The sequence below is a fragment of the Natronorubrum sulfidifaciens JCM 14089 genome, from assembly GCF_000337735.1.
GTDB classification, from domain to species: Archaea; Halobacteriota; Halobacteria; order Halobacteriales; family Natrialbaceae; genus Natronorubrum; species Natronorubrum sulfidifaciens.
On the sequence record NZ_AOHX01000047.1, the window covers coordinates 34750 to 61691 of the forward strand.

Here is a 26942-nt window from a genome sequence, read left to right on the forward strand (position 1 = left end):
GCCGCGATCGCAGCCGTTGGCGATGAGTATGCACATTCATGTACTGAACACGAGTTTTTTATCCGTGCCGTTCCCATCGAAGATATGAATCGCGGTCTCGGTGTCCCTGAAACGGCCCACCTTCGTCTCCTCGTCGTCGGTTCGTCATCGTGGCTGCAGACGGCGACGGCTGCACTCGAGGACGGAGCCGTGACGGTTCGCGGGCCGTTCGAATCGGAGGCCGACCTCGAGGCCGACACGCTTGCCGACGTGGACTGTCTGCTGACCGACGACCCCGACGCTCTCGCCGCGATCAGTGGGGCGTGTGCAGTCGTCTGTGCCGTCGAGTCAGTGGATGGCGAGACACTCGAGGAACTTCAGCGCGCGGGTGTGTCCGACGTCGTTCGGAAATCGACAGTCGACGCGCCGGCACTGCTCGAACACCGGCTGCGGCAGGCCACACAGCTCGTGACGACACGCGAGACGGTCGCCCAACAGGAGACGTGGTATCAGACGCTGCTCGAGCAGTCGTCGGATCTCCTGCTCGTCATCGATGCCGAGGGGACGATCACGTCCGTCGGACAGACCGTCGAACGCGCACTCGGTGTGGACTCGGAGACGGTGCTCGACACTCACCTCACGACACACGTCCACCCGGAGGACACGGCGGCCGTTCGAACTGCGATCGAAGACCTTCGCGAGCGGCCGACCGGGGAGACGACGACCGTGGAGTATCGGTTCCAGCACGCAACCGACGGCTGGTTCGTCCACGAAGCCGTCCTCACGAACTGGCTCGAGGAGGGTGGTGGGATCGTCATCTCGATCAAGGACGTGACGGATCGCCACCACGTCGAACGAGAACTCGACGAGTCGTTCGAACGGGTGACGGACGCGTTCTACGCGCTCGATTCGGAGCACCGCCTTACCTATCTCAACGAACGGGCCGCCGACCTCCTCGGTGTCGACCAGTCGGCGGTTCTCGGACGCAGCGTCCTCGAGGAGTTCCCCGCGCTTGAGGGGACGGTCTTCCACGAGGCAGCACTCGAGGCGATGGACACCCAAGAGCCAACGTCACTCGAGCAGTACTACGAGCCGGCTGATCGCTGGTACGCCGTCCGGCTCTACCCCTCCCCCTCGGGCATCTCGGTGTATTTCCGGAACGTGACGGACCGAGTCGAGCGCAACCGGGCACTCGAGGAACGAACGGAGCGACTCGAGACGCTCGTCGAGAACGTCCCGGTTGTACTCTTCGTCCTCGATGTCGACGGGACGATCACGCTTGCGGAAGGGCGCGCGCTCGATCACATCGATGGCTGTGGGCCTGACATCGTCGGCGAGTCGGTGTTCGACGTGTTCGACACGCATTCGACTGTGCTCGAGGATGCACAGACGGCGTTAGACGGGCAGGCCGTCCACTCGGTGACGACGCTCGAGGACCGCGTCTTCGAAGCGTGGTGGCAGCCGATTATCGCGGACGATTCCCTCGAGCGCGTGATCGGAACAGCCGTCGACATCACCGAGCGCACACAGTATCACGAGACGCTCAACGTCTTACACGAGGCTACGAGACATCTCCTGACTGTCGAATCGAAACAGGCCGCCTGTGAGTACATGGTCGACGTCGCCGCCGACGTTCTCGACCTCGAGAGCGTCGTCTACCGCTTCGACGAGCACCAGAACGAACTGCTGCCGGCAGCCTACGCCCCGGAACTCGAGTCGACGATCGGGACGCCACCGCGACTCGAACCCACCGACAGCAGCACTTGGCAGACGTTCGTCAGCGAGACGCCGTTGCGGTTGGACGACAGCAGGGACTCGGCGTCAGTGTCCGATTCGATGGCGGCCGCCCGCAGCGGGCTCTTCGTCCCGATCGGCGAACACGGTGTGCTCGTCGCCCTCGACCCCGAACCCGGCCAGTACGACGACGAGACGTTCGAACTCGCCCAGCTCTTTGCTGCGACGGCCGAAGCCGCCCTCGACCGGATCGGGCGCACCCATCGACTCCACCGTCGCGAACGCGAACTCAAGCAACAGAACGCCCACCTCGAGCGAATAAACGACGCAAACGAGGTCAGACAGGATATCGAACAGCTCCTGTTGATGGCCGACTCTCGAACCGAGATCGAACAGGGCATCTGTGACCGTCTCGCGGATCTCGAGGCCTGTTCGTTCGTCTGGATCGGCGAGCCCGACCCGGGTGGGAATCAGCTCCACGGACGCACACAAGCCGGCCTCGATCGTGGCTATCTCGATGCGGTTGCGGTCACGACCGTCGACGATTCCGCAGCCGAACCGACGGGGCGTGCGGCACGGACACGGGAGACGGTGTACATCGAGAACGTCGCCGGTGCGGTTCGTGATGGTGCCTGGCGCGTCGAGGCCCTCTCGCGAACCATCCAGTCGGTGTACACCGTCCCGCTGGTGTACGACGACTTCCTGTACGGTGTCGTCTCCCTCTACGGTGACGATCGAGACGCGTTCGACGCCCCGCTTCGATCGATGCTCGCGGATCTCGGCGAGCGGATCGGCTACGCGATCGACGCGGTCAAACGAAAACCCACACACCGTCCCGACGGTGTTGGGACAGTCGAACTCGAACTCGAACTGGACGACGACTCACCGCTGTGTCGACTCGCCGACCGACTGGCGACCCGTCTCGAGTACGAAGGGGAGACGGTGCGAGCGGACGGCGTCTCGACGGTGTTCGCCACGGTCGACACCGACGACGTTCCAGCCGATACCGCAACGCTCGAGGATCTCGAGGGGATTCAGACGGTTTCGGTGATCACCGAAACAGCGGCGGAAACGCTGTTGCAACTCCAGTGTCCCGAGCCGTTCTTTGGCTCCGCTGTCGACACACAGGGTGGAACGCTTCGCTCGTTCGTCGCCGACCGAACCGGCAGCCGAGCGATCGTCGACGTCCCGGAGACGATCGAAATCAGAGACGTTCTGGCAGGGCTTGGCCGTCGCGGGTTCCCAGCGTCGATGATCGCCCGCCGCGAGCAGTCGACGGACGAACTGTCGACGATCGACATCGCCGCACGCAACTCGCTGCTCGAACGCCTGACTGATCGCCAGTGGGAAGTCGTCCAGACGGCCTACCACGGCGGCTTCTTCGAGTGGCCGCGCCGGACCACCGGCGAAGCCCTCGCGGATTCGCTCGAGATTTCATCGCCCGCGTTTCACAAACACATCAGAGCCACCGAACAGAAGCTCTTTACGGCGCTGTTCGATGGGACGTCGAACCGTGGTTAACTGATTAACCATCCGAAGCAGCTTCGGTTATACAGTTAACAATCAAACTCTTTACTCACACTCGTCAAGCCACCACTGTCTTCCCATCGATTGGGGGTGCGCAGAATTAATGACTGAAATGACTTCACGGACGTCGTCTCTGTCGACAGATGATCGCTACACCGTACAGTATGACCGACTCGACACCGAACCACTGAGTGTCGCTGTCGCTGATGCCGTTGCCACGTTTTGCAACGAAGACCTCACGACACTCGAGCCGCTGCATTACACGATCAACACTGACGCACTCGAGCGACTGTTCGAACCCCGTGCAGAGGGGCTTCGATCCGGCGGGTCGGTCGTCTTCGAATACAACGACTGTCTGGTGACCGTCTACGCCGACGGCGAGATTCAGGTCGAAACAGCGTAACCGACCCCTCCCTACTTTGCTCGGTCTTGCGACCTCGCTCCTTGAGGCCGGGGGCTCCGCCTCGAAACAGCCTGAGACGGACTACAGTCGTCACGTACTGTCGACCACCAAGGCGGGCGGGGTCGGTGATCAGTGGGAAAGTGAGACAAGAGACCGACCGAGCCACACTGCGACGAGCCGGGATAGGGTGATAGAACACGTCTCATAGGCGCAGTGTACCGATTTCCTGCCGATCGCCGGCACGGGTCGGCGATCGGCGGTTGCTGGCGACAGCACTCCCTCTCAGGCATCGAGCCGTTCCGTCCCCTTTTCGCGTCGGCGATCGTTCCGATAGCATCGCCGCTTCGCTCCGCCATCGCTCACGCAAAACCACCGGATCGAAGTTTTCCCTACGGACGTGATTTCGTTGGAAAAGTGCCCGCCCGGGGAGGGCTCCGAACCGACGAGAGAGCAAGCTCGCGAAGACCACCGGGCTCTCCGCCTTCCGGGGCATTTTATGGCGTCGTCACTCATCGGCTCGTGACTCCTTCGAAAAAGTGCCCGGGGAGGGCTCCGAACCCTCGATCTCCGCATGTCCCAGGTCCGAGGCTCGGCAGAGTCCTCGTGGGGACACGGAGGCTTCCAAGGCGAAACCGCACCGAATCTCTGAACCCTATGAGTGCGGCGCTATGTCCAGCTAAGCCACCCGGGCTCGTTTCCTGATAGTGCCGACTATTTCTTTAAGCTTCTCATTCCGTCCGGGCGTGTAACGCCGACCCACGGATTTATCACACGGCCTTCCCAACTACCCGCGCATGAGCGTTCCCGGAATCGTCCACTCTACTCTTGATGGCGAGGAAATCGCGGCACGAGTCTCTCTCGGCGGTGACGACGAACTGTTTATCACCCCCTCGAGCACCCTCGTCTACAACTCCGAAGGCCTCCTGAGCGACGAATCAGTCGACGAGTACCCACATGACGCCGACCGATTGACACTCTCCGAGGGTCGACGCAAAACCGCATTCTCCCTCGAGTACCCACTCGAGGGGACCAAGAAGTTCACCGTTCCCGCGAGCAAGACCGACGCAGTCCTCCATCCGGTGCTCGCCGGCGTCTTGAACGGCAACGGGATCACCGAGCCGGGCGAGACGGTCGTCCAGACCTACCGCTTTAGCGAACTGACGCTGATCATCACGAGCGATCGGCTGGTCAAACACATCGGCGCGGCGGTCTGGGACGGCGACTACGAGGAGTACGAGTTCGCGGACGTGACTGGCCTCTCTTTCGAAGACGGCAGCGTCGCCACGCAGATCGTCCTCGCGGTCGACGGCCGGCCACAGCGGATCAAAGCACCCAACGAGGAAGCCAACGACCTTCGCGAACGGCTCAAGCGCGCGCTGTTCGAGTACCACGACGTCGGCTCGCTGGCAGCACTCAACGAACTGGTCGGCGATGACGCCGACTCCGATCAAGAGCGCAACCGCGCGTCGGTCGACTTCGGCGACGGTGTCGATCCACTCGATGCAAACCCGCCCGAACTGAACGACGACAGCGGTGATGCTGTCGATGAGACGACCGATCCGACATCCGTCGAATCGACCGACCCGCTCGCAGAGAGCTCGACGGCTGCCAGCACAGCCGAACAGCCGGCACACGCACACGACGCAAGTGACGGACGTGCGGAGTACGGCCAGCAAAACAGCTCACAGACACAGCCCACCGGTGAGTCTGCACAGGCAGAGACGACGGAGCCGAACACCGAAACCACGGCCACCACCTTCGAGATGCCGGCCGACGAATCGACCGACTCAGCGACCGAACACGTCGACGCACCGGCTTCGACCGAGCCGGACCGGGATCGAGACGCCCACGACTCCGTGCTCGAGTCGGGCTCGTTGCTCGGTGGCGAGATCGACGACACGGCAACGGATACCGACGACACCACCGCGGCTGCGGAACAGGTCGCCAACAGCGACCTCCTCGAGCGCCTCGAGTCGCTCGAGTCGACCGTCGAACAGCAGACGGAGACGATCGAGCGCCAACAACAGACGATCGAACAGCTGATCGCAGAGCTCAGAGCGCGCCGATAACGGTCTTCTGTCGGCAGAACACGGCCTTGTAGCCTCGTCTGTCAGTCCTCACGCCCCGTCACCTTCCGGATACAGGAAGACCCATAGGGGCCTAACTCGCCCGCATCGAGTTTGATGAAATAGCCCGTCGACAGCCCCATACCACAGCGCTGGCACGAGAACTCCCCGTCCTTGGTGATGACGTCCTGCTCGAAGCGTACGTACTGGCGGCTCTTCGGGCGGATGATTCCGTCCTCACGCTCGATGATTCCCCTGAGTTCGGCCTCGTCGAGGATCGTTCGCGTCACCGTCGGATCGGTCGTCACCGTCTCGATTCGGTCGATGACCTCAGGAAGTGGAAGTGACTCGTGCTCGAGTCGCTCGAGCAGCGCCAGTCCGAGTGCGACCCGGTCGTCAGTGGCGTCAACGGGCTCGGTTCCGGGCTCGTCGCGGTCCATCGGTGTGTGGTGTCGGCCCGGCACGAATAAACGTTGTGTCGCTGCCCGAAAAGACACAACGGTTTCATCACTCGAGAGAGTATTGAGATCAGTACCGATGTTACCGAAACGGAGTCGGCTGCTCGTCGGTGCAGTCGTACTCGGTGCGATCGCCGTTGCGGGCGTGCTCGTCTCCCCGACCGCGATGTTCGGGGTCGTCGAGTCGGTCGCAGCCGATCCCTATCTGTTCGGCCTCGTCGTGGTCGGTCTCTATCTCCTGCGGCCGCTGTTTGTCCTGCCGACGACGCCGCTTGCGGTTGTCGTTGGCTACGGCTACGGCGTCACCCTCGGGATTCCGATCGCGCTGATCGGTGTTGTTGCGACCGTTGTTCCCGTGTTCATCGCTGTCCGCTGGATCGGTGCCGGCGAGACGGACACAACGCCAGCGCTGCGTGATGGCTGGTTTGGCGTCCTCTTCGAACGAACCGAAACGACCGTCTCACGATACTACGAAACTGCGGGCCCGATCCGCGGCGTCGTGGTCTCACGACTGGCTCCGATCCCATCAGACATCTCGACGTGTGCGGCAGCGGTTAGCGATGTCCGGCTTCGCGAACTCGTGGTTGGGACGGCACTCGGCGAACTTCCCTGGACGGTTGCGGCGGTCGTCGTCGGTGCGTCGGCGGCAACGGTGACGACGGACGGGCTCGGTGAACTCGGCATCCCACTCACAGTCGCCTGTCTCCTCGCTGCGGTGGCGTTGCTTGCAGGCCCCGTCTATCGCACTGTCCGGTCACAGCCACCACGACAGCCCGTCGATCGGCAGACCGACGGCTAACGGAACGGATCGCTGCAGTCGATGATGACGCCGTGTTGTGGACAGACGTACTTGCAGTGGCGCTTGTACATCGCCGTCTCACAGAACGGACACGGCGGCCCGCCCGCGTGGTGGGTTTCGGTGTCAGTCACGGTCTATCAGCGCTCGAGCGCACGTTCCCGGCGGCGGACTGCGCGTCGGAGATATCGGTCGATTACACGCCATCTGGTGGGGTGTACTGATGGCTGCCACCGGCATGAACACACCGGAGTCGACTGATACAACCGGGTCCGCCTCACGAGCGCAGCTGCCGTAGTCGAAAACGTTCACACAGTATTTTCTCGGATAAATGAACATGCATAGCGTTAATAACCAGTTCGTGGTTCATGTGTGTGGTGTTACCAGAGACCATGATTCACTCGAAGGTGGACGACCGGTCGGTCGAGCGGGTCGTCTCGGGAAGCGGTGGCTGCTTCTGGCAGACGGACTCGACTGTCATGCAGCAACGAGGCGGAAGCCCGAGACAATCGGGACCAGTGTCGAGCGAACGGGGGCGGCGCGATGGCTGATTCGGATGATCTCGGTGCCGTGGGTCGCTTCCGTGAGGAACTCGACCCGATCGTCTTCCTGTTCGGAGCCGGCCTCTCGGTCGGAATCATTGCACTCTACTTCATCAGCCCGACGACCGTCGAAAACGCGATCGGGGTGGCAAACGAGTCGATGCTCCAGTATCTGAACTGGGCGCTGCTGTTGATCGTCTTCTTGATCGTCTTGTTCTTGCTGTTCCTGATTATCGGGCCGTGGGGGAAGATCAGGTTGGGCGACGAGAAGCCGGAGTACAGCTTCCTCTCGTTTTTCGCAATGTTGTACTCGGCTGGCTTCGCCGCCGGGGTCGTCTTCTGGGGGCCGACTGAGGCGCTGTTTTATTATGACAACCCTTCGCCGCTGTTCGACGTTTCCGGTGGCTCGGCGGAGGCGATGACGGTCGCCGTCCAGCAGACGCTGTTCCACTGGGCGCTCCCGCAGTTGGCCGTCTTCACGATCATGGGGATCGCGATCGGCTACTTCGCGTACAACTACGACTCCGTCCCACTGCGGGTTTCCTCGGCGCTGACCCCACTGCTCGGGAAGGATAACCTCGATGGGAACGCCGCGAAGTTCATCGATATCATCGCTGTCTTCGCGACGATCGGCGGCGTCGCGACCTCGCTTGGCTTTATCGGCAGCCAGTTCGTCACCGGACTGGACTACCAGTGGGGGATCGATCTGGGGAACACCGGGATCTTGCTCGTGGTGACGACGATGACGCTTTTGTTTACGATCTCGATGGTGCTCGGCGTCGACCGCGGCATTCGCCGGCTCTCGAACTTCAATATGATTCTCTTCGTCGTCCTCATGGTGGCGACGTTCATCGTCGGCCCGACGGTGTTTCTCGTCTTGCTCGGAACACAGGCCTTCGGCGGCATGGTGACGAACTTCGTCTCGATGAGTCTGTTCACCGGCGCGGGTGTCGAGGGCGGCACCCAGTGGGCAAACGACTGGACCGTCTTCTACTGGGCGTGGGCACTCTCGTGGTCCCCGTTTGCCGGTCTGTTCATCGCCCGGATCTCCAAAGGACGCACCGTCCGCGAGGTCGCGTTTACGGGCATCGCTGCGACCTCTGGGGCGACGATTCCGTGGTTTACCTTCGTCGGCGGCTCTGCCGTCTGGGCCCAGCACAACGGCGTCACGGATATCCTCGGCCCCGTCGGCGAACACGGCGCGCCGGTCGCTGGCTTCGCCCTCTTCGAGGCGTTCCCGCTTGGCTCCGTGTTCATGATCGCCTTTATGATCCTCGTCACCACGTTCTTCATTACGTCAGCGGACTCCTCGACGCTCGCCGTCTCGATGATGACCACCGGCGGCAAGGCCAGTCCCTCGAGTATCAACCGGGTCTTCTGGGGGGTCGTCCTCGGCATGACTGCCGCGATCCTGATGATCCTCGGCGGTGTCGACGCCCTGCAGTCGGCCGCGATCATCACGGGCGGCCCGTTCGCATTCGTTTGTCTGTTCGCATTGCTCGGGCTCGCCCGCGAGTTCAGCGCGAAGTTCGGACGCGTGCTCTTACAGGATGACGCCTGGATCGTCGGCTCGCGGCCGGAACAGCCCTCGAGCGGCGATTCGGACGCGGTTCCCGGAGACGACGACTGACGGCGATCGAGTCGTCTCCGGACGACCAGCGTGGACGCACCGCTGGTCAGTGCTGTCCGATGCAGAGCGATCGAAAAAACGACGTCGCGGTTTCGGTCGGTCGGTTCAGTCGCTTCTCAGCACTCGCTCCAGCCACAGGACTCGCAGGTCTTGCAGCCTTCGGAGTAGTACAGCGACAGCGAGCCACAGTCAGGACACTCCGGCGACTCGCCGGCGTCGATCAGGTCCTGAATGGCGTCGTCGTCGTCGTTGCTCGCCGCAGCGGCTCCGCCGTCGGTCTGTGGGCCGTCAACCTCGGCGTCCGCGCCCGCATCAGCCGCATCCTCGAGCGTCTGCTGGGTCGGGTACGGCTTGTCGATCTCGCTCTCGAGGTAGCGACGCATCGCGGTGCCGATGGCGTCCGGGATGGACTGGATCTGCTCGCCTTTGTCCCAGGCGACTTTCGGACTGCGCGTGCCACAGAGTTCGTCGACGATCTCCTCGGGGTCGACACCCGAGCGCAGCGAGGTCGAGATGACCTTCGCCAGCGCCTCGGTAAAGGAGTTCGTGAAGCCACCGGAGTGGCCGATGTTCGCGAACAGCTCGAACGGCTGGCCGGTCTCGGGGTCCTCGTTGATCGTCACGTAGACCTTGCCGTAGCCGGTGTCGATACGCTGGCTGACGCCCTGGAGCGCATCTGGCCGCTCGCGCTTCTCGGTGAAGTCGACCTCGACCGGCTGGCGTGCCTCGTCGACCAGCGAGTCGACGTCTTCCTCGAGAACCTCGCGGACGTCCTCGCTCTCGAGGAACGCCTCGAGACCACCGAAGATCTCGTCGATCTGTTCGATGAGCGCCTGTGCAGCTTCCGTCTCGTCGGCGAAGTCGGCGTTGTCGGCTCGCGTCGTCAGCACCTGCTTGGAGCGGGTACCGTCGCGGTAGTAGGTGACGCCTTTCCCGCCGTTCTCGTAGACCCACTCGAAGACCTCTTTGGCGTCCTCGAGCGAGGAGTCGTTCGGTGCGTTGACCGTCTTCGAGATGGCGGAGTCGACGCCTTTCTGTGCGGCACACTGGACGGCCGCGTGCTGTTTCGCCGAGAGGTCCGAGGTGATGACGAACAGTTCGCCGATGGCGTCTGGCACCGTCGACAGCCCTTCGACGCCGTCGAACTGGTTTGTGGCCATCTGCTCTTGGGCCTCTGCTTTGACGGCTTCGACGTCGATGTCGTTGGCCTCTAAGGTGCGCAGGAAGTAGTCGTCGAACTCGACGAGCATCTCGTCGCCCTGCACGTCGTCGGTGACGTTCTTGTAGTAGGCGACGTTGTAAATCGGCTCACAGCCACCCGTCGTGTTGCCGACCATCGAGGTCGTTCCGGTCGGGGCGATGGTCGTCACGTTGTGGTTGCGGATCGGGAAGCCATCGGCCCAGTCGTCGGCGTCCTCGCCGGTCTGTTTCTCGAACCATTCGCGGTACTCGGTCGGCTCGGCGTACTTCGAGTCGTCCCAGTCGTTAAAGGAGCCACGCTCGGTTGCGAGGTCGTGACTCGTCGCCTTCGCGCCGTGGTTGATGTGGGTCAGCAGCTGGCTGGCGACCTCGTTGCCCTCCTCGCTGCCGTACTTGATGCCGAGCTGGATGTAGAGCTGGGCAAGCCCCATGATGCCGAGGCCGATCTTGCGCATGTCTCGGACCTTCTGCTCGATCTCTTCGACCGGGAAGTCGGACATCGTGACGACGTTCTCGAGGAAGCGCGTTCCGTACTCGATGCGCTCGTCGAACTCCTCGAAGTCGATCGCCTCCTCTAAGAAGGCCGCGACGGCCGCCTCGTGGGAGTCGTACTCCTCTCCGTGTTCCTCGCTCCAGACACGCCAGTCGGGTGCGTTCTGGTCAGCGACTGTCGAGAGGTTGATGTGGCCGAGGTTACAGGCCTCGTACTCCTCGAGTGGCTGTTCGCCACAGGGGTTTGTCGCGAGGATGCGGTGGTCTTCCTGCTCTTCGATGTCGAAGGAGTGCTCCTTGTTCACTCGCTCGAGGTAGATGACGCCCGGTTCGCCGTTTTCGTGAGCGCCTTCGACGATGCGATCGAAGATGAGTTCGGCGGGGATCGACAGCGGTTCGCCGACCTCGACGTGCTCGCCGAGGTCGTAGCGGCTGTACATCTCCTTGGTCTCCTCGGTGGCGATATGAGGTTCCTCGGTTCGCGGATTGGTGAACGTGAACTCCTCGCCGTTTTTGACGGCGTCCATGAAGCCGTCGGTGATGCCGACGGAGATGTTGAAATTAGAGAGATGGCCTTCGACGGCGTTGCGCAGATGTTTCGGAACGCGTCCTTCCTCGTCGATCAGCTCGCGAGCTTCCTCGAGGGCTTCGGAGAAGGTCGTGTAGGTGTAGTCGTCGGGGTCGTTCAGTCGCAGCGTGTGGGCCAGCGAGACGTCCTTGTTCTTGGCGTGGATGAACTCGATGACGTCCGGGTGGGAGACCCGCATGATCCCCATCTGCGCACCGCGTCGGGTGCCACCCTGTGCGATCGTCTCACAGAGCTGGTCGTACGTTCGCATGAACGTGATCGGGCCGGAGGCGATACCGCCCGTCGAGCCGACCGAGTCGCCGAAGGGGCGCAGCTGCCAGAAGCCGTAGCCGACGCCGCCGCCGGACTGGAAGACCTCCGCGGCCTTCTTTGCCGTCTCGTGGATGTCCGAGAGGTCGTCGTCGGGGCTCATGACGAAACACGCGGAAAGCTGCTGGAGTTCGTCGCCGGCGTTCATCAGGGTCGGCGAGTTCGGCATAAAGGAAAGGTGCTCCATCCCCTCGATGAACGTCTCGGCGACGTCCTCGACGTGCTCGCGGACCTCCTCGGGGAGTTCCGGAACGACCGTCTCGTAGGCAAACTTGTTGACGTTGTGCTCTGTCAGTTCGGTTTCGACGTCGTCATCGACGGACGTCCCCTCACCGAAGACCTCCTCGGCGAGTTCGTCCCGGCGTGGGTGGTCGGGCTTGAGCTGGTCGGGCGTGACGGATACCTCGAGGTCGAGCTTGTCGGCCTCGTAGACGGCCTCGGCGAGGGCGACGTTCTTGCCGACGCGGTCGAAGAGGTCCTCTTGCTCCTCGATGAGTTCGCCGTTGGCGTCCTTGCGTAGATAGCGCGCGGGCAGGATGTTCTGATACGCGTTGGCGGTCATCCGCTCCTCGAGCGTGTCGCCGTCGGTGCGTTTGATCGGGAGGGTCAACTCAGCCGCGGAGAGCTCCGAGTCGCTCACGCGCGGGTCACCTCGTGGGTATCCCGTCTCCGGGTGTCGATTCTGGTGTAGGGGGAAGTCCTGAATTCCATCATTCGTAACGAAGGTTCGATAGTCAGCCATGCATCTTAAAACTGGGTATTTCCTCCTACTTTGCTTGTACTAGGACAATACCAGTTTCATAGATGTCTCTGTACTGTTTGGGTTTCCGTTCGATCACGATCGCCGAAATGACCGTAATCGGTGCTGTGAGCAACTACAACGCGAACGGCCTTAACGATTTTCAGACCGAACTGAAAGTGACCGAAACGACCATGAACTGCCCCTCTGTCGGTCGATTTTCAGTTCCACGACCTTGGAATTCCACCTGCATAGACTGTTTATATTTCCTGACGGTCACGACTAGTACTCTCTCATCACATCCAGAAAGATTACGTCCCTGTAGTACGGGGTGTTCCGTATGTTCGAACCATTGACCTCCTCGACCATCCTGCTCATTCTGGCGGGACTGGCTGCCTTTGCGGTCGCCATTGTTGCGATCCGCATTGCGATTAAATTGGCCGTTCGTCTCGGTCTCGTCGCTGCCGTTGTTCTCGCCGCACTGTGGGCAACCGGGACTCTCGAGTTGCTCCCCGGGGTCTGAAACGGACGAACGCTACGCAGTTGCGTGTGCAGCCACCGACTCGAGGAAGTTTTCGATGACGTCGTGCCCAACAGCCGTCAGGACGCTCTCCGGATGGAACTGCACACATTCGAGTGGGTACTCGCGGTGGCGCACCCCCATGACGAGCGTCTCCGAGCCGTGTTCGGCCGTTGCCGACACCGCGAAACAGTCGGGCACTTCGGTGGCGACCAGCGAGTGATAGCGGCCGGCCCGAAAGCCCTGCTCGAGTCCCTCGAAGACGCCCTCGCCGTCGTGGTCGACCGCCGAGGCCTTCCCGTGGATCGGGTCGGGTGCCCGGCCGACGGTGCCACCGTAGGCGTAGACGGCGGCCTCGAGGCCGAGACAGACGCCGAGCGTCGGAACCTCGGTGAGTTCGTCGAGTACGTCCATCGTGACGCCGACGTCGCGGTCGTTTTTCGGATGGCCCGGCCCCGGACTGATGATGATCGCATCCGGGTCGACGGCACGGACGTCCTCGAGCGCGGCGGTGTTTTTCAGAATCTCGGTCTCGGTGCCCGGCAGTTGGCTGACGTACTCGACGAGATTGTACGTAAACGAGTCGTAGTTGTCGATGAACAGTACTGTCAGCGCCTCCGCATCCGTGTCGGTAGCCGACTGCTCGCTCGTCGCGTTCATCGGCTCACCTCCGGTGTCGTCTCGAGGGTGTCGGTCGCCCCGTCTTCGCCGTCGTCGGTCGACAGCTCGATTTTCTCGAGGGCTGCGAGCACGCCACCCATCTTCTTCTCGGTTTCCTCGTATTCGGCTTCGGGGTCGCTGTCGGCGACCAGTCCGGCTCCGGCCTGAACGGTAATCCGGTCTCGGTCACCTTCCTCGACGGTTGCGGTTCTGATCACGATCGCGAAATCCGCGTCGCCCGTCCAGGAGTAGTAGCCGACGCCACCGCCGTAGAGCCCGCGTGGCTTGGCCTCGAGGTTGTCGATGATCTCCATCGCGCGGATCTTCGGCGCGCCCGAGAGCGTTCCGGCGGGAAACGACGCGCGGGTCGCATCAAAGGCATCGGCGTCTGCTGCCAGCGCTCCGGTCACGGTCGATTCGATATGCTGGACGTGGCTGTACTTGAGGACGTTCATGAACTCGTCGACGCGGACCGAGCCAGCCTCGGAGACCCGACGCACGTCGTTTCGCGCTAGATCGACCAGCATCGTGTGCTCGGCGCGTTCTTTCTCGTCGGCCAGCATCTCGCCGGCCAGCCGGCGATCTTCGACGGGACTCGAGCCCCGGTCACAGGTCCCGGCGATAGGGTTGGACATGACTTCGCGCCCGCGCACGGAGACCAGTGTCTCGGGACTCGCGCCGACGACGGTCAGATCGCCGTGGTCGAGCAGATACATGTACGGCGACGGGTTGACGTCGCGCATCGCCTCGTAGAACCCAAGCGGGTCGACGTCGCCGTAGAGCTCTCGTGTTCGGGAGATGACGCCCTGATAGATGTCGCCGTCGAGGACGTGTTCTTTCGCCCGACGGACGCTCTCCTCGTACTCGGCTTTGGGGACGGCGACCTCTTTGTCGCGGACGAATCCGCCCGTGTCCGGTGGGTCGGCCGTCTGCAACGTCTCTGCGACCGCGCGTGCTTCGGCTCGAATCTCGTCGTAGACCGCGTCGGGGTCGTCATCGGCCTCGAGGACCGGCGTACAGACCAGCGAGACGGTCCCCTCGTGTTCGTCGAACGCGAGCGTCTTCGTCGTCAGCACGAACTGGGCGTCCGGGAACCGCGAGTCGGGTCGCTTGAGGCCGACTTCCTCGAGCCAGAGGTCGTAAACGGCGTCGTAGGCGAGAAAGCCGACCAGCCCGCCGGTCAGATGCTGACGTTCGTGGTCGGGTGCGTTCGGGAAGTCGACATCGGGCATCGCCGCCCGGAGTGCGTCGACGGTGTCGCCGTCGGCGTCTGTCTCGACGAGGTCCAGCGGCGCATCGTCGCTCAGCGCCTCGACGGTCGTCCCCTCGGGTTCGACCGTGACGACGGCGTCCGGATCGTAGCCGACGTAGGAGTAGCGCGCGTGGCGGTCCGCTCGCGTCGAACTCGGGCGGAACGCCCCGTCCGGGTCGCTCGAGGCGGTCTTCTCCGCGCTCTCGAGTAAGAAGGCGTACGACGATCGCTCCCGGTCGCTCGAGGGCGAGCGGCCGGTGAGGGCGGCGTAGGCTGCAAGCGGCGTCGTCTCGACGTCGAGGGTAGCGACGGTTCGGACGACTGCCGGCCGATTCTCGCGGGTGCCCGCATACTCGCAGAAGGTCTCGCGGTCGATATCTAGCGTCGGCGTCGGGTTCGATGGGGGGGCTGCGTCAGTCATGGGTGATGGGGCGTGTCCGGCTCTACTGCTCGATGGGCGGTCGTTGCTCGGTCGACGAACGAGTGTACTGCGGTCGGGTCCTTGCTACCGTCGTCGGCTTCGACCCCACTCGCGGCGTCGACGGCGAACGGCTCGACCGTCCGGACCGCGTCCGCAACGTTGTCGGGGGTGAGTCCACCGGCGAGAATCAACGGCGACTCGAGGTCGGCGGCGGCCTGTCGAGTTCGCTCCCAGTCGTGGGTTTCACCGGTGCCGCCACCGCCGTCCTCGCCCGGTGTATCGACGAGGAGGGCGTCGACGACGCCGTCGTAGGCGGCCGCGTTCGTCGCGTCGTCGGCACCGACCGCGTAGAGGAACTGCGCGTCGATGGTCGACCGCAAGCGGTCGAGGGCGTCCGGCTCGAGGCCGCCGTGGATCTGGAGGACATCCGGTCCGACCGCATCGACCAGCTCGCGTGCGTGGTCAGGGTCGGACGGCATCGTCACGAGCACCGTCGTCACGAACGGCGGCGTGGCCGCGACGAGGGCTCGAGCCTGATCGACTGCGACCTCTCGTGGCGTGTCGACAGTGACGTCACAGATGATCCCGACCGCGTCGACACCGGCGTCGACGACCGTCTCGAGGTCGGCTTCGGTCGTCAGTCCACAGACCTTGACGCGCGTCATCGCTGTACCTGTTCAGCAGCCCCCTCACAGAGGCGTTCGAACTTCGCCGCCGCGTCACCGGACTCGATCGCCTCGCGTGCGATATCGGCACCGTCCTCGAGCGAGTCGGCCTCGCCCGCGACGTAGGTCGCTGCACCCGCGTTCGCGAGGATGACGTCGCGCTTTGCGCCCGTCACGTCGCCCTCGACGATACCGCGCATGTCGTCGGCGTTCGCCTCGGGCGAGCCACCTGCGATATCCGCGATGTCGTGTGCTTCGAGGCCGAGATCGGACGGCTCGAGCGAGTACTGCTCGAGGTCGGAGCCGGTTACTTCCGCGACGGTGGTCTCGCCGTGGATGGCGATCTCGTCGGTGCCCGCACCGTGGACGACCAGCGCGCGGTCGACGTCCATCCGGGCGAGCGCTGCCGCCAGCGTTGGGACGAGGTCGGGGTCGTAGACGCCGATGACCTGTGCGTCTGCGCCCGCGGGGTTCGTCAGCGGCCCGAGGATGTTAAAGACCGTCCGCATGCCGAGTTCCTTGCGCGGACCGATGACGGCTTTCATCGCGGGGTGGAACACCGGTGCGAGCATGAAGCCGATGCCGTCGCGTTCGATCGCGGTCTCGACGGCCGGTGGCTCGGCCTCGATATCAACGCCAGCGACCTCGAGGACGTCGGCGCTGCCCGACGACGAGGAGACGGAGTAGTTGCCGTGTTTTGCGATCGGGACACCAGCCCCGGCGGCGACGATCGCACTCGTCGTCGAGACGTTGATCGTGTTGTAGTCGTCCCCACCCGTTCCACAGGTGTCGACCAGCGGCTCTCGGTCAGGCGAGATCGTTCGGGCCGCCTCGCGCATCCCTTCCGCGAAGCCGGCGATCTCCGCTTCCGTTTCGCCTTTCGCACGCAGTGCCGCAAGCAGTGCGCCGATCTGTGCCTCCGTTGCGCCCTCGAACACCGCCGTCGAGGCCGCTCGAGCCTCCGTTTGTGTCAGGTTCTGACCGTCAGTCACCCGTTCGACGTATTCCTGCATAGTGAACACCAATGTACGTAGTTGTCTTGTAATGTCCAAATCAGTACATCGACTTAAACGTGTCGCCGGAATGCGTGGGGCTCCCTCCCGTACGGCTTCCGATTCGAAACCTTCAATTACCGTGGCGGGCAACGATTGAATGCAGACGAGGTGGCGACGGACGCCACGGAAGCGAAACCAGGCGGGTTGGTGGTCTAGTCTGGTTATGACACCTCCTTGACATGGAGGAGGCCGGCAGTTCAAATCTGCCCCAACCCACTAATTTTGCTGCGAGCAAATCCGCGAGCAGCAGATTCGTTACGTTGGGCAGTTTGAACCAGACAAGTCGCAGCCCGGGAAGCGAACGAAGTGAGCGACCCGGAACGTCTTGGCGAGGTTCAAATCTGCCCCAACCCATTTCTGACGGAACAACAACCGACGAGCGCAGCGAGTCGTTCGGTCCGTCAACCTGTTCTTCGGTTCGACTCAGACGTATCATACAGCCACACCATCGGTCGCAACCGAACGGTAGAAACGTGCGAGTCGACTCGAGGCCAGTATGGAGGTCGTCGGCCGGCTGGCAGGGTTGCTCGTCGTCTTGCTGCTTGGAACGGGGCTGCGAGCATCGGGTATCCTCGACACTGGCCGGACGGCACGACTGAACACGGTCGCTTACTTCGTCGCGCTGCCGGCGCTGATCTTCGTCTCAACGTACGACCAGGCGATCGGCCAGCTCCTTTCGCCGGCGCTGTTCGTGGGACTGTTGTTCGTCCTGTTCACGACGGCGGGGGTGGCATGGCTCGTCCACCGAAATCGGGACTCGAGGGGGCGTCAGAGCGTGGCCGTCATCCAGTCGTATCACTCGAACATCGGCTATCTCGGCGTCCCGCTCATCGCCGCAACGTTCGACCCGGCGGTGACGGCGATCGCGAGCGTGATCCTCGGCGTCGTGACGCTCGTCCAGTTGCCGCTGTCGGTGCTGATCCTGTCGACGCTCAACGGTGCCGACGCGGCGCTTGGACCGAAGCTTCGGGGGCTGGCGAAAAATCCCGTGTTGCTCTCGTTGCTCGTCGGCCTCACGGTCGGCTCGGTCGGGCTCGCGGTTCCCGGCCCTGTTGCGACTGGCCTCGACGCCGTCGGCTCGCTGGCGCTGCCGCTGGCACTGCTCTGTGTCGGGGCGTCACTCGAGGTCGACCTGCCGACAATCGATTACGGCGCGACTGGGGCCGTCGTCGCATTGAAAATCGTCTGTATGCCCGCGCTCGCGTGGGTCGTCTTCTCGGCGCTGGCTGTCGATACGGCGACGTTTACCGCCGCGGTCGTGATGTTCGCGACGCCGACCGCGGTCTCGACGTTCGTCTTCGCGGCCGAACTCGGTGGTGACACGGAGTTCGCGTCGCTGAACGTCTTCGTGACGACGCTGCTCTCGATGGGGTCGTTACTGGTCCTCATCTCGCTGGTTGGCTGATACTGTCGGACAGCCCGATTCGAAGATCAGTTCAACCGCCGAAAAACCGTTTAATTCTGCTGAACAGGCCGGTTCCCTCGCTGTCGTTCCCCTCGTCGATCTCGTCGCTCGAGTCGCCGTCACGGTCGATCGAGCCGGCGAGTGGACCGGCATCGTCGCCGAGACCGGTCCCTGAAGACTCGCTCGCGCTGTTCGGGGCCGATGACTGTGCCTGTGTCGCCTCGAGGTCGTCCATCGAGAGCTCGATCTCGTCGACGTCGGGCGTTGACTCCCGCCCCGATCCCGCCTCGGCGGCGCGGACGTCCGCACCGGTGACGGTGCCGTCTTCGATGCGGGCCGCGAGCTCCTCGAGCGAGGCGTCGTCGTCCAGCTCGGTGTCGTCGGGGATCGCCGTCGCCGCCGCATCGATCGCTGTCGCAGCGTCGGTTCCCGTCTCGACTCCGCTGTCGGCAGCTGGTTCGGTTGGTGTTGGTGCCGTATCCGTCACGTCGGCGGCCGTCGGGTCGGCGCTGGCCTCGTGGTCTGTCACACTGTCCGGCTGATCGCTGTCCACGTCGGCTGCATCGTCGCCGACCGAATCGGCCGCAGGAACGTCGGTTTCGTCGAACTCGGTCGTCACGGAGTCGTCCGTGTCAGTCGCCGTGCCGTCGAGTCCGTCGCTCGAGTCGTCGGCCGTCGCTTTCGTCTCGTCGAGCGAGGCGAGAATGTCGTCGACGCTTTGCTCGGAGACGACGCGTTGGGGGCCGCCGCCGGGCTCGAGACTGTCACTCGAGTCGCTGTCAGCGTCGGTCGACCCGCTCGAGTCGGCTCCAGACTCGTTCGCGGAGGGCTGCTCGTCGCTCATTGTGCACGTCTGTCCCTGCGGAGACCATAACTGTTGCCCAGTGGGACCGTCACGGCGAGTGACTGCATCCGGATCGACGATGGCCTCGGAGCACGCTCGAGCGGGCTCGACTCAGGCCGGCTGCTCGGCCAGTTCCGGCCTCGAGAGGACGACGTTGAGCACCGCGCCGAAGAGGATCAACATGCCGGCGAAATACAGCCAGGTGACGAAAAGCAAGACGACACCGACTGCGCCGTAGGCCTGATACTGACCGGCGTTGGCGGCGTACAGCTGAAAGCCGACCTGTAGAATCGTCCAGCCCACGGCAGCGAAGACGGCACCGGGGAGGATGTCGGTGAGCGTCACCGGAATCGGTGGGAGGACGTAGTAGATCGGTACGAAGACGAGCACGAGACCGAGAAGCAGCGTGACCCAACTCAACAGGCCGGCAAACGGCACGAGGTCGGCAGCAAGCCCGAGGATAGTCCCGATTACGATCATCAACACCATCGCGCCTGCGCCCGCGACGATTACGGTAAGGCCGTCTTTGATCTGATCGACGAGTGTGTCCTCGACGACCTCGTCGTAGACCTTATCGAACGCGAGGCTGAGACCGCGAAAGACCTTGAGCGCACCCCAGGCGGCGACGGCCAGCGCGACGACGGTCGCCTCCGCGCGCCCGGATTCGGTCGTCAACGCGTCCCTGACGAGGTCTTCGCCCGCTTCGGGGAGGAAATCGCCGGCGACGAGGATCAGTCGTTCGGCCGCGTCTTCACCGCCGAACAACGAGCCGACGACGAGTGCGAGCAACACCATCGGGATCAACGAGACGAACGCGTAGTAGGCAAATCCCGCTGCGAGAAAGGAGATATCGCGATCGTTTGCCGTGCGATAAACCGAGATGATCGTCTCAGACACGTCCATACCGAGACGAGCACGGCCAGCACCAAAGGTCTGTCAGTTGACCGCAGTTTCTGCTCTGAGTGCCGTTTTCGGTCGCGGTCGAACGCGGCCGGTGTCGGCTCACCACTCGACACAGAAGTTGTGCGACGCATAGACCGCCCCATCGTCGGCGATGTAGACGCCGACACCGCCACGATCCCAGTCAGGGACGGTCCCTTCCTCGAGGATCGCCTGACGGTGGGGCGTGGAGTTCATCCACTGATCGACGAGTCCCGTTGCAAGCGCCTCCGCGCTCTGATAGTGAGCCGTGTCGCTGGTTCCGGGGCCTTCGACGGGACGGTCGACCCACGTCTGTGCGATGTTCTCGCCGTAGCCGCGACAGTAGTCGTCGACGGCGGTGAAGCGATCCATCGGCTCCTCGCCGTCGGGGTTGACGTGATCGAAGTACTCCCGGTCGGCCATATCGTGGCTGTGTGCGCGTGAGACGGACGCAACCGTCCCGTCCCACTCGAGTGGCTCGAGGCCGTGCTCGGCCCGGCGGTCGTTGACTTCGGCGTGGACGAAGTCCTCGACGGTCGCCGAGTCGACCCGCTCGACGTCGGTCTCATAGACCGACTCGTTGGGATCAGCCGGGTCGGTAACGGCGGGGTTTCGCTCGCCTGCCGGCGGCGGGTTCGAACTCGGTGGCGGCAGCGAGTCGGTGTCAATCGAATCGGGGACCGCGAACTCGGTGTCGTCGACGCCGAGGTCCTCGAGAACGGTCGGTGCCAGCACGGCGGTTCCGAGGGCGAGTGCGCCGATGACGGCGACAGCGACGAAAAACCGAAGGAGTGTTCGGATGACGGCCCGATCCGAGCGGTCACCGTCGGACGAGGCAGCTGCGGGACGTCGATCCATTATCCTTCGGAACGTGGTGCCCAAATAAGACAGTCGTGGTCAGTTGCAGCCACTGACACGCGCTCCTGATAGCGATTATGACTGTTCATCGCCGAAGATCGTCTCGTGAAAGCCGATGACGAGTCCCGGCACGACGGCCATAAAGAGGTGTTCCTCGAGTGGAATCCCGGCGATGTCGATCCCGGTTCGCAGGTTGATGTCGAAGACGCCGACCGCAAGCGTGTAGCGATCCCAGACGTAGGCGATGGGATACAGTGCGAGGATCGTGATGGCGGCTTTTCGGAGCGCGTCTGCACGCCGGAGCAACAGGACGGCGACGGTACCCCAGAACAGCTCCGTCGCGAGATAGGTGTACCGACCGAGGACACTGATGTCGAGGGCCATACCGTGTGTACGATGGCCAAGCCAAAAACATCGGGTTTGAACCCACCCAGCTAGAACGTGCGGTATGTTCAAAACCCCGGCGTGAGTATACCGAAGTAGGAACATGAATATCGCTGATATCGCTACCACGGAATATATCGAAGTCGACGTTGGCACGCGTATGGGGAAGGTCCGTTCGACCTTTGACAACGGCAATCCCAAGGGAATTATCGTCACCGATGATGGGGAGTACGAGGGCGTCATCAGCGAACGAGAGGTCCTCCAGTCCCACGTGGAGGACGACGCGAAAGTGTCGGCACTGATCAAACCCAGCCGGAACTCGCCGGCACCCAAAGTTGACCGGAACGAAGACGTCCGGGAGACCGCACGCGTCCTGATCGAGAGCAACTCGAAGGTCGCACCGGTGTTCGAACACGGCGACCTCTGGGGCGTCATCAGCGGCGACGCGATCCTCGAGGCCGTCCTCGAGAACCTCGACACGCTCACCGTCGCGGACGTCTACTCGGACGATCCGGTTACACTCGCGGAAGACGACGGAATCGGCAAGGCGATCAACCACCTCCGAGAGCACGGAATCTCCCGTCTGCCCGTCGTCAACGAGAACGGCTACCTCTCCGGCGTCGTCACGACCCACGACATCGCCGACTTCGCCATCCGAAAGAACCACACGACGACGACCGGCGACCGCGTCGGCGACTCCCAGCGACTGCTCGATGTCCCCATCTACGACATCATGACCAGTCCCGTCGCGACGACGACACTCGACACGACGGCCAAAGACGCCGTCGAGCAGATGCTCGAGCAGGATTACGCCGGGCTGATGGTCACGCCCGAGGACGACGACCGCGTCGTCATCGGCGTCGTCACCAAGACGGACGTGCTGCGTGCGCTGACGTTCACCGAAGAAGAGCACATGGACGTCCAGATCACCAACATCTCGATGCTCGATACGATCACTCGAGAGTCGATCGTCCAGAGCATCGAGCAGGTCTCCGATAAGTACGCCGACATGCAGGTGATGCACGCCCACGTGCGCTTCCACGAGCACAACGAGACGCTCCGTGGCACCCCGCTTGTCCAGTGTCAGGTCCGCCTGCGGACGAACAAAGGACAGGTCGCCGGCACCGGCGAAGGCTACGGTGCGGAGAACGCCTTCCGCGTGGCCATCGACAAACTCGAGCGCAACGTCTTGGAGATCAAAGGCATCACGAGCGACGAGGAGTACCGCGGTCAGCTCCTGCGCAAACTGAACGAGCTGTAATCGGGCCGTCGCGCCGCCGGCTGCAACGCCCGGAAAGACCCCGTCGCCATCCCCTCGGGGGTCGTCCCACCTACGAACCAGCCGCAGTTTTTCTTCGCGACGACTCCGTGAGTGGCTGCTCGACGCAGGCCGACGAATCGTTCATGTATCGTGTCCAGACCAGCCGGATGTCCGGTAACTGTTCGAGAGTCAGCGCCGCGGCGACTCGGCCCCGCCCTCGAGGCCGCGATCCGTAATCCGGAACTGGACCGACTCGCCAGCCGACTTCGAGCGGTGTTTCTCGAGGGTTGCCCGTCGGTTCCCGCCACGGAATCGCTCGAGTCGGACGACGACGCCGGTCCAGTGCTCGAGTGTATTGCCACCGAGCGCGCGCGTGCGGTCGGCGTCGGGGTCCGAAAAGACCTGATTCGTGAGCACGACCGCCAGATCGTGTTTGCGGGCCAGCGAGAGGAGATGGGTCACCTGCCGGGCGACGCTGCGTAGCGCTTCGCCTTCGTCACCCTCTGCGGTTCGCTCGAGGCGATAGAAACCGGTTGCGCTGTCGAGGACGATCAGATCCGCCCGTTCGGCGAACCCCTCGGCGTCGCGGACGGCCTCGGCCTGTTCGTCGAAATCGAGTGCGTCCTCGATGACGATGCGGGAGGCGACAGCCTCGACGTCTTCGTCGTCGACGTGGGCCGACAGCAGTTGCTGAAAGCGGTCAACCGAGACGCCTTCGGTATCGATGTAGACGGCCGTCCCGCCGGCGACGGCCGTTTCGACGGCTGCGGACAGCGCGATGTTCGTCTTGCCCGCGGCTGGCGGGCCGTATAGCTGCGTGACGGTCCCGCGTTCGAACCCCCCTCCGAGTAACTCGTCGACCGGGCCACAGCCGGTCGGAATCGGCTCGTCGTTCACGGTTCGAATTTGCAGGTAGCGAGGAAAAAGCCCCCGAAACCGGCTGGTCGAGTCGCACTCGAGGGACGCAGCCGACCGAATCCGTGTACGTTTATTCACGCTCGCGTCGAAGGCGACGCTGTGATCGTCGTCGCCACGTCAGATTTCGAAGTGTACCACGGCGTTGTCACCGAACTCCGCGACCGTGGGACCGAGTTTACCACCGTCGAGCCTGATATGTCGCTCCCGGCTCGCACTACAGTCGTCATCACTGGGTCCGACCACGCCGACGGCTTCGACGCCGTGACGACGATCGTCGCGAAGCCGGATGCCCCTCGGCGCGCCGTCGATCAGGCGCTCGCCGCGGTTCGAGGCGACGGCGGGCAAACGATCATCGGCGTTGATCCGGGCCGCAAACCGGGAATCGCTGTCCTGACGGGCGAGATGGTCGTCGCCGCGTTTCAGGTCCCGCTCTCGGATGCCGTCGACGTGATCCAGCGCGAGGCGGCTGAGGCGACCGCTCCGATCGTCCGCGTTGGCGACGGCTCGCGTCTCCATGGGTCGAAACTCGTCAACGAGTTAGCAGACGTGCGAGTCGAACTCGTCGATGAGACCGGTACGACGCCATATCTCGGGACGGGCGCGCGAGGAATGGGCGACGTGCTCGCTGCCGTCAACATCGCCCGCCTCGAGGGAGCGGCCGTTGACACACGGGAAATCGAGCCGACGGCGGGCGAACTGCAGGTGATCAAAGACCGCTCGCGCGAGCGAAGCGAGGAAAACCGCGCGATCGACGAATCGCTGGCCCGACGAGTCGCGTCGGGTGAGTTGACGATCGACGAAGCACTGGCAGCACACCGCGGTGAAGATCCCGACGACGCGAGTTGAGACGGGCCGTCTCACCGGTTGACGAGCCGTCCCTCGAGGTCAGTGCTCGCTGCGCGATGCGAACAGGGCGGCAACGAGTATTGCCACGAGGGCGACGCCGACGCCGAGTCCGGGCATCGAATCATCTGCTTCGTCGTCGCCAGTCACCGTCATCGCCGGCTCATCGGTGGACGTGTTGTCATCGGCCGACCCGTCGTCGGGCTCGGTCGCCGTCTCGTTGTTGGCGGTCGCCTTGTCCTTGCTTTTGTCCGTCTTCGCTGGTCCGTCCGCTGGTTTCTTGGCGTCGCCGTCCGTGCCGTCTGCAGGCGATGTCTCGTCGTTCGTCCCGTCGCCGGTGTCGCTTTCGTCTCCCGTGTCGCCGCTGCCCGGCGTTGCGATCGTCGGCTCAGCGTCGGCGAACTGGACGTTCCTGTTCTCTTGCATCGTGATCTGTGAGGCATCGGCACTGCCGTTGTCTTCGGCGATTGCAAGCGCGGTCTGCTGTTGATTGAGGTTCTCCTGTGTCACGAACTGGGTGTGCTCGAGGTCGGCGATCCAGTACTGGTCGCCGTCAATCTGTTGTTCGTTCTCGCCGTCGTAATCGAACGACAGCAGCGAGCTGCCGTTGATATCGTTCCCACCGATCGTCACCGTCGTTTCGTTGGTAATCACGGCTCCGGCTTCGGGGTCGAACGAGTCACCGAGGTGTTCCACACTTGCGACACCGACCTGTTCGTTGTAGTTCCGTTGTTCAGCCAGCTGAATGGCCGTCGCATCGCTTTGATTGAGCGCGATCGCCACAGCCGCGCTCTGTAAATTCACGTTCACCTGCTCTGTGTTCTGGTACTGGCTCACACTGACTTCTGGCTCCTCGCTGTCGTGGGTGACCCCACCGTTCCCGTCCGTCGTCATGACGCTGTTGTCCTCAACCGCCGCAGTGGCGACGTTCATCCCCGACATCGCCTCGAGCAGCGAGACCGTCTCGGTCGATGCAAGCTGTTCGTTGAGGTTGGTCTGGTCGGTGATCTGGATCGCTGTCGCGACGGAGCCGTTACCGACCGCGATGGCGACTGCCATCCCCTGTTGGTTCTGGTTCGCCTGCACAACCTCCTGTGACTGCTCGACAGTCGCCTCCGTCGACTGGCCATCGGGGCCGACGTCGCCAGTCTCGTGGAGCGTCGTCGTTCCCTGCTGTCGGTTCTGGTTGGCCTGTGTCGATCGCTGGTACGCCACGGCCTCGCTTGCGCCTTCAGCGATTGCGACGGCGATGCTCTGGTCGTTGTAATTGACCTGCTCGACGTCCTGATCTTGTGTGGTCGACGCCTCGGTCGGCTGTGAGACGTCCTGCACGGCGTCGCCGTCCGTCTGGTCAGCGACACTCCACCCATCGAACTCCTGTCTGTCGCCGTTTCCGAAGACGATGTGTACGTCGCCGACGTTTTCGAAGACGAGATCCTCGGATGTAGCCAGCGTGTTTTCGGCGGTTGCCTCACCGACCTGACTGTTCGCGTTCTGTTGATTCGCCTCCTGAATCGCCGTCGCCTCACCCCCATCGATCGCGATGGAGATCGCCCCACCTTGCTGGTTGAAATCGACCTGCTCGACGTCCTGATACTGGACGACGTCGGCGATCTCTTCCCGGTCGGTAATCGGGTCGGGTGCATCCGCCAGCTGCGTCTCGATGAACTCATCAAGCGACTGATTCTCGAGTTCTGCACCGAACACGAAGTAGAGGTCTTCGCCGTGCTCGAGTGTCTGCACCGTGTCCGCCGTCGAACCCGATTCAGAGTCGATGTCGATCGTGTCTGCAGGAGCCGCTGCGCCGGTCATCGAAAAGACAACCATCGCGGCGACGAGCAGTATCGTGAGCTGTGAGCGTCTGAGCATCGCTATCAGTCTCCGGATTTGAAAATCGCTGGTGAGTGTCCCCGTTGCCTGACTATCATCGTTTCAAACCAGTAGTTTCCGAACACTGTCTTTGTTATCTGGTAGTTACGAGAACGAAGCAGTCGGCTACTCGGACAACAACTACCCCTCGAGCGGAGTGCGCTCGGCTGGAGCGAACGCGGTCCAAACCCCTATGACCCGCGGATACGATCGGGAAGGGGGTGACGTGACCGGGGTGGAACGGTTCAGCGATCTCGAGTGTCTCTCGTAGGGGATGGTTTCGGAAGTGGTTCACAGAAACGACAGTCAGGAATCGAGGACTCCTTCGAGTCAGTTCATAAATATCGGCGACTGCAGCGGGGCCTCCAGTACGGCAAGTCAACAGTCGTCACTCGCTCACGGTTCCGTATCAAACTCGTACAGACGAGTGTCTCATTCGCTGTATTGTTGTTTTGTCGGCCTGAGATCGGCCAACTTCGAATTTGAGTCGAAACTGTTCCCGGGGTTCATATTCATCTCCGGGGTGGCTACCAACCGGGCAGCGTGACACAGACGCGACGTCGGCACCGTCGATGAGACGATGGCCACTGTGACGCTGACAC

General features: G+C 63.1%; 22 protein-coding genes and 2 tRNA genes. 10 read left to right on the top strand and 14 right to left on the bottom strand.

Translation table 11 applies throughout. The features are described from left to right. Positions 1 to 84 precede the first annotated feature (84 nt). Positions 85 to 3234, top strand: coding sequence for a PAS domain S-box protein (locus C495_RS15655; protein ID WP_008164638.1), 3150 nt, complete (start codon positions 85 to 87; stop codon positions 3232 to 3234). Positions 3235 to 3343: 109 nt separating this feature from the next. Continuing rightward, a complete protein-coding gene (locus C495_RS15660) occupies positions 3344 to 3643 on the top strand; it encodes a HalOD1 output domain-containing protein (RefSeq protein ID WP_008164639.1) in 300 nt (99 codons plus the stop codon). 537 nt (positions 3644 to 4180) lie between these two features. Here the strand turns inward: C495_RS15660 and C495_RS15665 are convergent. Then, positions 4181 to 4334: transfer RNA gene (locus tag C495_RS15665), tRNA-Met, on the bottom strand. Positions 4335 to 4437: 103 nt separating this feature from the next. Here C495_RS15665 and C495_RS15670 point away from each other — a divergent pair. Beyond that, on the top strand, positions 4438 to 5712 hold the full coding sequence (locus C495_RS15670) for a DUF7115 domain-containing protein (RefSeq protein WP_008164641.1): 1275 nt from the start codon (positions 4438 to 4440) through the stop codon (positions 5710 to 5712). A 41-nt stretch (positions 5713 to 5753) separates the two neighbouring features. Here the strand turns inward: C495_RS15670 and C495_RS15675 are convergent, their stop codons facing one another. Next, a complete protein-coding gene (locus C495_RS15675) occupies positions 5754 to 6149 on the bottom strand; it encodes a DUF5830 family protein (RefSeq protein WP_008164643.1) in 396 nt (131 codons plus the stop codon). 97 nt (positions 6150 to 6246) lie between these two features. On the opposite strand from C495_RS15675, the gene C495_RS15680 reads away from it, so the two are divergent. Then, entirely contained in the window at positions 6247 to 6966 is a 720-nt protein-coding gene (locus C495_RS15680) for a TVP38/TMEM64 family protein (RefSeq protein ID WP_008164645.1), read from the top strand. Here C495_RS15680 and C495_RS18525 read toward each other — a convergent pair. Then, a complete protein-coding gene (locus C495_RS18525) occupies positions 6963 to 7097 on the bottom strand; it encodes an HVO_2523 family zinc finger protein (RefSeq protein ID WP_008164646.1) in 135 nt (44 codons plus the stop codon). The genes C495_RS15680 and C495_RS18525 overlap by 4 nt on opposite strands. A 409-nt stretch (positions 7098 to 7506) precedes the next feature. Between C495_RS18525 and C495_RS15685 the strand changes: the two genes are divergently transcribed. After that, positions 7507 to 9135 carry a BCCT family transporter gene (locus C495_RS15685; RefSeq protein WP_008164648.1) on the top strand — a complete coding sequence of 543 codons (1629 nt, stop codon included), beginning with the start codon at positions 7507 to 7509 and terminating at the stop codon, positions 9133 to 9135. 116 nt (positions 9136 to 9251) lie between these two features. Here C495_RS15685 and C495_RS15690 read toward each other — a convergent pair whose 3' ends face one another. After that, the gene (locus tag C495_RS15690; protein WP_008164649.1) at positions 9252 to 12365 is read right to left on the bottom strand and encodes an adenosylcobalamin-dependent ribonucleoside-diphosphate reductase; all 3114 of its coding nucleotides are present in this window, start codon (positions 12363 to 12365) and stop codon (positions 9252 to 9254) included. A 439-nt stretch (positions 12366 to 12804) separates the two neighbouring features. Between C495_RS15690 and C495_RS15695 the strand changes: the two genes are divergently transcribed. Beyond that, positions 12805 to 12987 carry a hypothetical protein gene (locus C495_RS15695; RefSeq protein ID WP_008164650.1) on the top strand — a complete coding sequence of 61 codons (183 nt, stop codon included), beginning with the start codon at positions 12805 to 12807 and terminating at the stop codon, positions 12985 to 12987. Between the two features lie 12 nt (positions 12988 to 12999). Here the strand turns inward: C495_RS15695 and trpG are convergent, their stop codons facing one another. The 4 genes from trpG to trpD are packed head-to-tail and all read right to left on the bottom strand — an operon-like array spanning position 13000 to position 16995. Further along, positions 13000 to 13644, bottom strand: coding sequence for an anthranilate synthase component II (trpG, locus tag C495_RS15700; protein WP_008164651.1), 645 nt, complete (start codon positions 13642 to 13644; stop codon positions 13000 to 13002). Further along, a complete protein-coding gene (gene trpE / locus C495_RS15705; RefSeq protein ID WP_008164664.1) occupies positions 13641 to 15317 on the bottom strand; it encodes an anthranilate synthase component I in 1677 nt (558 codons plus the stop codon). The genes trpG and trpE overlap by 4 nt, the downstream gene beginning before the upstream one ends. Beyond that, entirely contained in the window at positions 15314 to 15982 is a 669-nt protein-coding gene (locus tag C495_RS15710; protein WP_008164672.1) for a phosphoribosylanthranilate isomerase, read from the bottom strand. Before C495_RS15710 ends, trpE begins: the two co-directional genes overlap by 4 nt. Next, on the bottom strand, positions 15979 to 16995 hold the full coding sequence (trpD, locus tag C495_RS15715) for an anthranilate phosphoribosyltransferase (RefSeq protein WP_008164674.1): 1017 nt from the start codon (positions 16993 to 16995) through the stop codon (positions 15979 to 15981). The genes C495_RS15710 and trpD overlap by 4 nt, the downstream gene beginning before the upstream one ends. A 183-nt stretch (positions 16996 to 17178) precedes the next feature. On the opposite strand from trpD, the gene C495_RS15720 reads away from it, so the two are divergent. Together C495_RS15720 and C495_RS15725 are read left to right on the top strand one after the other, a co-directional pair. Continuing rightward, positions 17179 to 17253 (top strand) — tRNA-Val (locus tag C495_RS15720). Positions 17254 to 17533: 280 nt separating this feature from the next. After that, a complete protein-coding gene (locus C495_RS15725) occupies positions 17534 to 18442 on the top strand; it encodes an AEC family transporter (RefSeq protein ID WP_008164677.1) in 909 nt (302 codons plus the stop codon). A 31-nt stretch (positions 18443 to 18473) separates the two neighbouring features. Here the strand turns inward: C495_RS15725 and C495_RS15730 are convergent, their stop codons facing one another. The 4 genes from C495_RS15730 to C495_RS15745 all read right to left on the bottom strand — a co-directional run bounded on the left by C495_RS15730 (position 18474) and on the right by C495_RS15745 (position 21449). After that, positions 18474 to 19286 (bottom strand): midas domain-containing protein, encoded by an 813-nt coding sequence (locus tag C495_RS15730; protein ID WP_008164679.1) that lies wholly within the window; start codon positions 19284 to 19286, stop codon positions 18474 to 18476. A 111-nt stretch (positions 19287 to 19397) separates the two neighbouring features. Beyond that, positions 19398 to 20189, bottom strand: coding sequence for a YihY/virulence factor BrkB family protein (locus C495_RS15735; RefSeq protein WP_008164680.1), 792 nt, complete (start codon positions 20187 to 20189; stop codon positions 19398 to 19400). A gap of 99 nt (positions 20190 to 20288) precedes the next feature. Continuing rightward, complete coding sequence (locus C495_RS15740) at positions 20289 to 21065, bottom strand: CAP domain-containing protein (RefSeq protein WP_008164682.1); 777 nt, start codon at positions 21063 to 21065, stop codon at positions 20289 to 20291. A 75-nt stretch (positions 21066 to 21140) separates the two neighbouring features. Beyond that, a complete protein-coding gene (locus C495_RS15745; RefSeq protein WP_008164684.1) occupies positions 21141 to 21449 on the bottom strand; it encodes a lycopene cyclase domain-containing protein in 309 nt (102 codons plus the stop codon). Positions 21450 to 21552: 103 nt separating this feature from the next. On the opposite strand from C495_RS15745, the gene C495_RS15750 reads away from it, so the two are divergent. Further along, positions 21553 to 22710: a CBS domain-containing protein gene (locus C495_RS15750; protein ID WP_008164685.1), complete on the top strand. Its 1158-nt coding sequence runs from the start codon at positions 21553 to 21555 to the stop codon at positions 22708 to 22710. A gap of 189 nt (positions 22711 to 22899) precedes the next feature. On the opposite strand, the gene radB is transcribed toward C495_RS15750, so the two are convergent. Further along, on the bottom strand, positions 22900 to 23607 hold the full coding sequence (radB, locus tag C495_RS15755; RefSeq protein WP_008164687.1) for a DNA repair and recombination protein RadB: 708 nt from the start codon (positions 23605 to 23607) through the stop codon (positions 22900 to 22902). A gap of 120 nt (positions 23608 to 23727) precedes the next feature. Here radB and C495_RS15760 point away from each other — a divergent pair, with 120 nt between their 5' ends. Further along, complete coding sequence (locus C495_RS15760) at positions 23728 to 24474, top strand: hypothetical protein (RefSeq protein ID WP_008164688.1); 747 nt, start codon at positions 23728 to 23730, stop codon at positions 24472 to 24474. Between the two features lie 39 nt (positions 24475 to 24513). On the opposite strand, the gene C495_RS15765 is transcribed toward C495_RS15760, so the two are convergent. Beyond that, positions 24514 to 26340: a PGF-CTERM sorting domain-containing protein gene (locus tag C495_RS15765; protein ID WP_008164689.1), complete on the bottom strand. Its 1827-nt coding sequence runs from the start codon at positions 26338 to 26340 to the stop codon at positions 24514 to 24516. Positions 26341 to 26942: the final 602 nt, after the last annotated feature.

Excerpts from the sequence above, each read along its gene's own strand:
- C495_RS15655 (WP_008164638.1), top strand. The coding sequence starts at position 85 with ATGAATCGCGGTCTCGGTGTCCCTGAAACGGCCCACCTTCGTCTCCTC.
- C495_RS15660 (WP_008164639.1), top strand. The coding sequence starts at position 3,344 with ATGACTGAAATGACTTCACGGACGTCGTCTCTGTCGACAGATGATCGC.
- C495_RS15670 (WP_008164641.1), top strand. The coding sequence starts at position 4,438 with ATGAGCGTTCCCGGAATCGTCCACTCTACTCTTGATGGCGAGGAAATC.
- C495_RS15675 (WP_008164643.1), bottom strand. The coding sequence starts at position 6,149 with ATGGACCGCGACGAGCCCGGAACCGAGCCCGTTGACGCCACTGACGAC.
- C495_RS15680 (WP_008164645.1), top strand. The coding sequence starts at position 6,247 with ATGTTACCGAAACGGAGTCGGCTGCTCGTCGGTGCAGTCGTACTCGGT.
- C495_RS15685 (WP_008164648.1), top strand. The coding sequence starts at position 7,507 with ATGGCTGATTCGGATGATCTCGGTGCCGTGGGTCGCTTCCGTGAGGAA.
- C495_RS15695 (WP_008164650.1), top strand. The coding sequence starts at position 12,805 with ATGTTCGAACCATTGACCTCCTCGACCATCCTGCTCATTCTGGCGGGA.
- trpG (WP_008164651.1), bottom strand. The coding sequence starts at position 13,644 with ATGAACGCGACGAGCGAGCAGTCGGCTACCGACACGGATGCGGAGGCG.
- trpE (WP_008164664.1), bottom strand. The coding sequence starts at position 15,317 with ATGACTGACGCAGCCCCCCCATCGAACCCGACGCCGACGCTAGATATC.
- C495_RS15710 (WP_008164672.1), bottom strand. The coding sequence starts at position 15,982 with ATGACGCGCGTCAAGGTCTGTGGACTGACGACCGAAGCCGACCTCGAG.
- trpD (WP_008164674.1), bottom strand. The coding sequence starts at position 16,995 with ATGCAGGAATACGTCGAACGGGTGACTGACGGTCAGAACCTGACACAA.
- C495_RS15725 (WP_008164677.1), top strand. The coding sequence starts at position 17,534 with ATGGAGGTCGTCGGCCGGCTGGCAGGGTTGCTCGTCGTCTTGCTGCTT.
- C495_RS15730 (WP_008164679.1), bottom strand. The coding sequence starts at position 19,286 with ATGAGCGACGAGCAGCCCTCCGCGAACGAGTCTGGAGCCGACTCGAGC.
- C495_RS15735 (WP_008164680.1), bottom strand. The coding sequence starts at position 20,189 with ATGGACGTGTCTGAGACGATCATCTCGGTTTATCGCACGGCAAACGAT.
- C495_RS15740 (WP_008164682.1), bottom strand. The coding sequence starts at position 21,065 with ATGGATCGACGTCCCGCAGCTGCCTCGTCCGACGGTGACCGCTCGGAT.
- C495_RS15745 (WP_008164684.1), bottom strand. The coding sequence starts at position 21,449 with ATGGCCCTCGACATCAGTGTCCTCGGTCGGTACACCTATCTCGCGACG.
- C495_RS15750 (WP_008164685.1), top strand. The coding sequence starts at position 21,553 with ATGAATATCGCTGATATCGCTACCACGGAATATATCGAAGTCGACGTT.
- C495_RS15765 (WP_008164689.1), bottom strand. The coding sequence starts at position 26,340 with ATGCTCAGACGCTCACAGCTCACGATACTGCTCGTCGCCGCGATGGTT.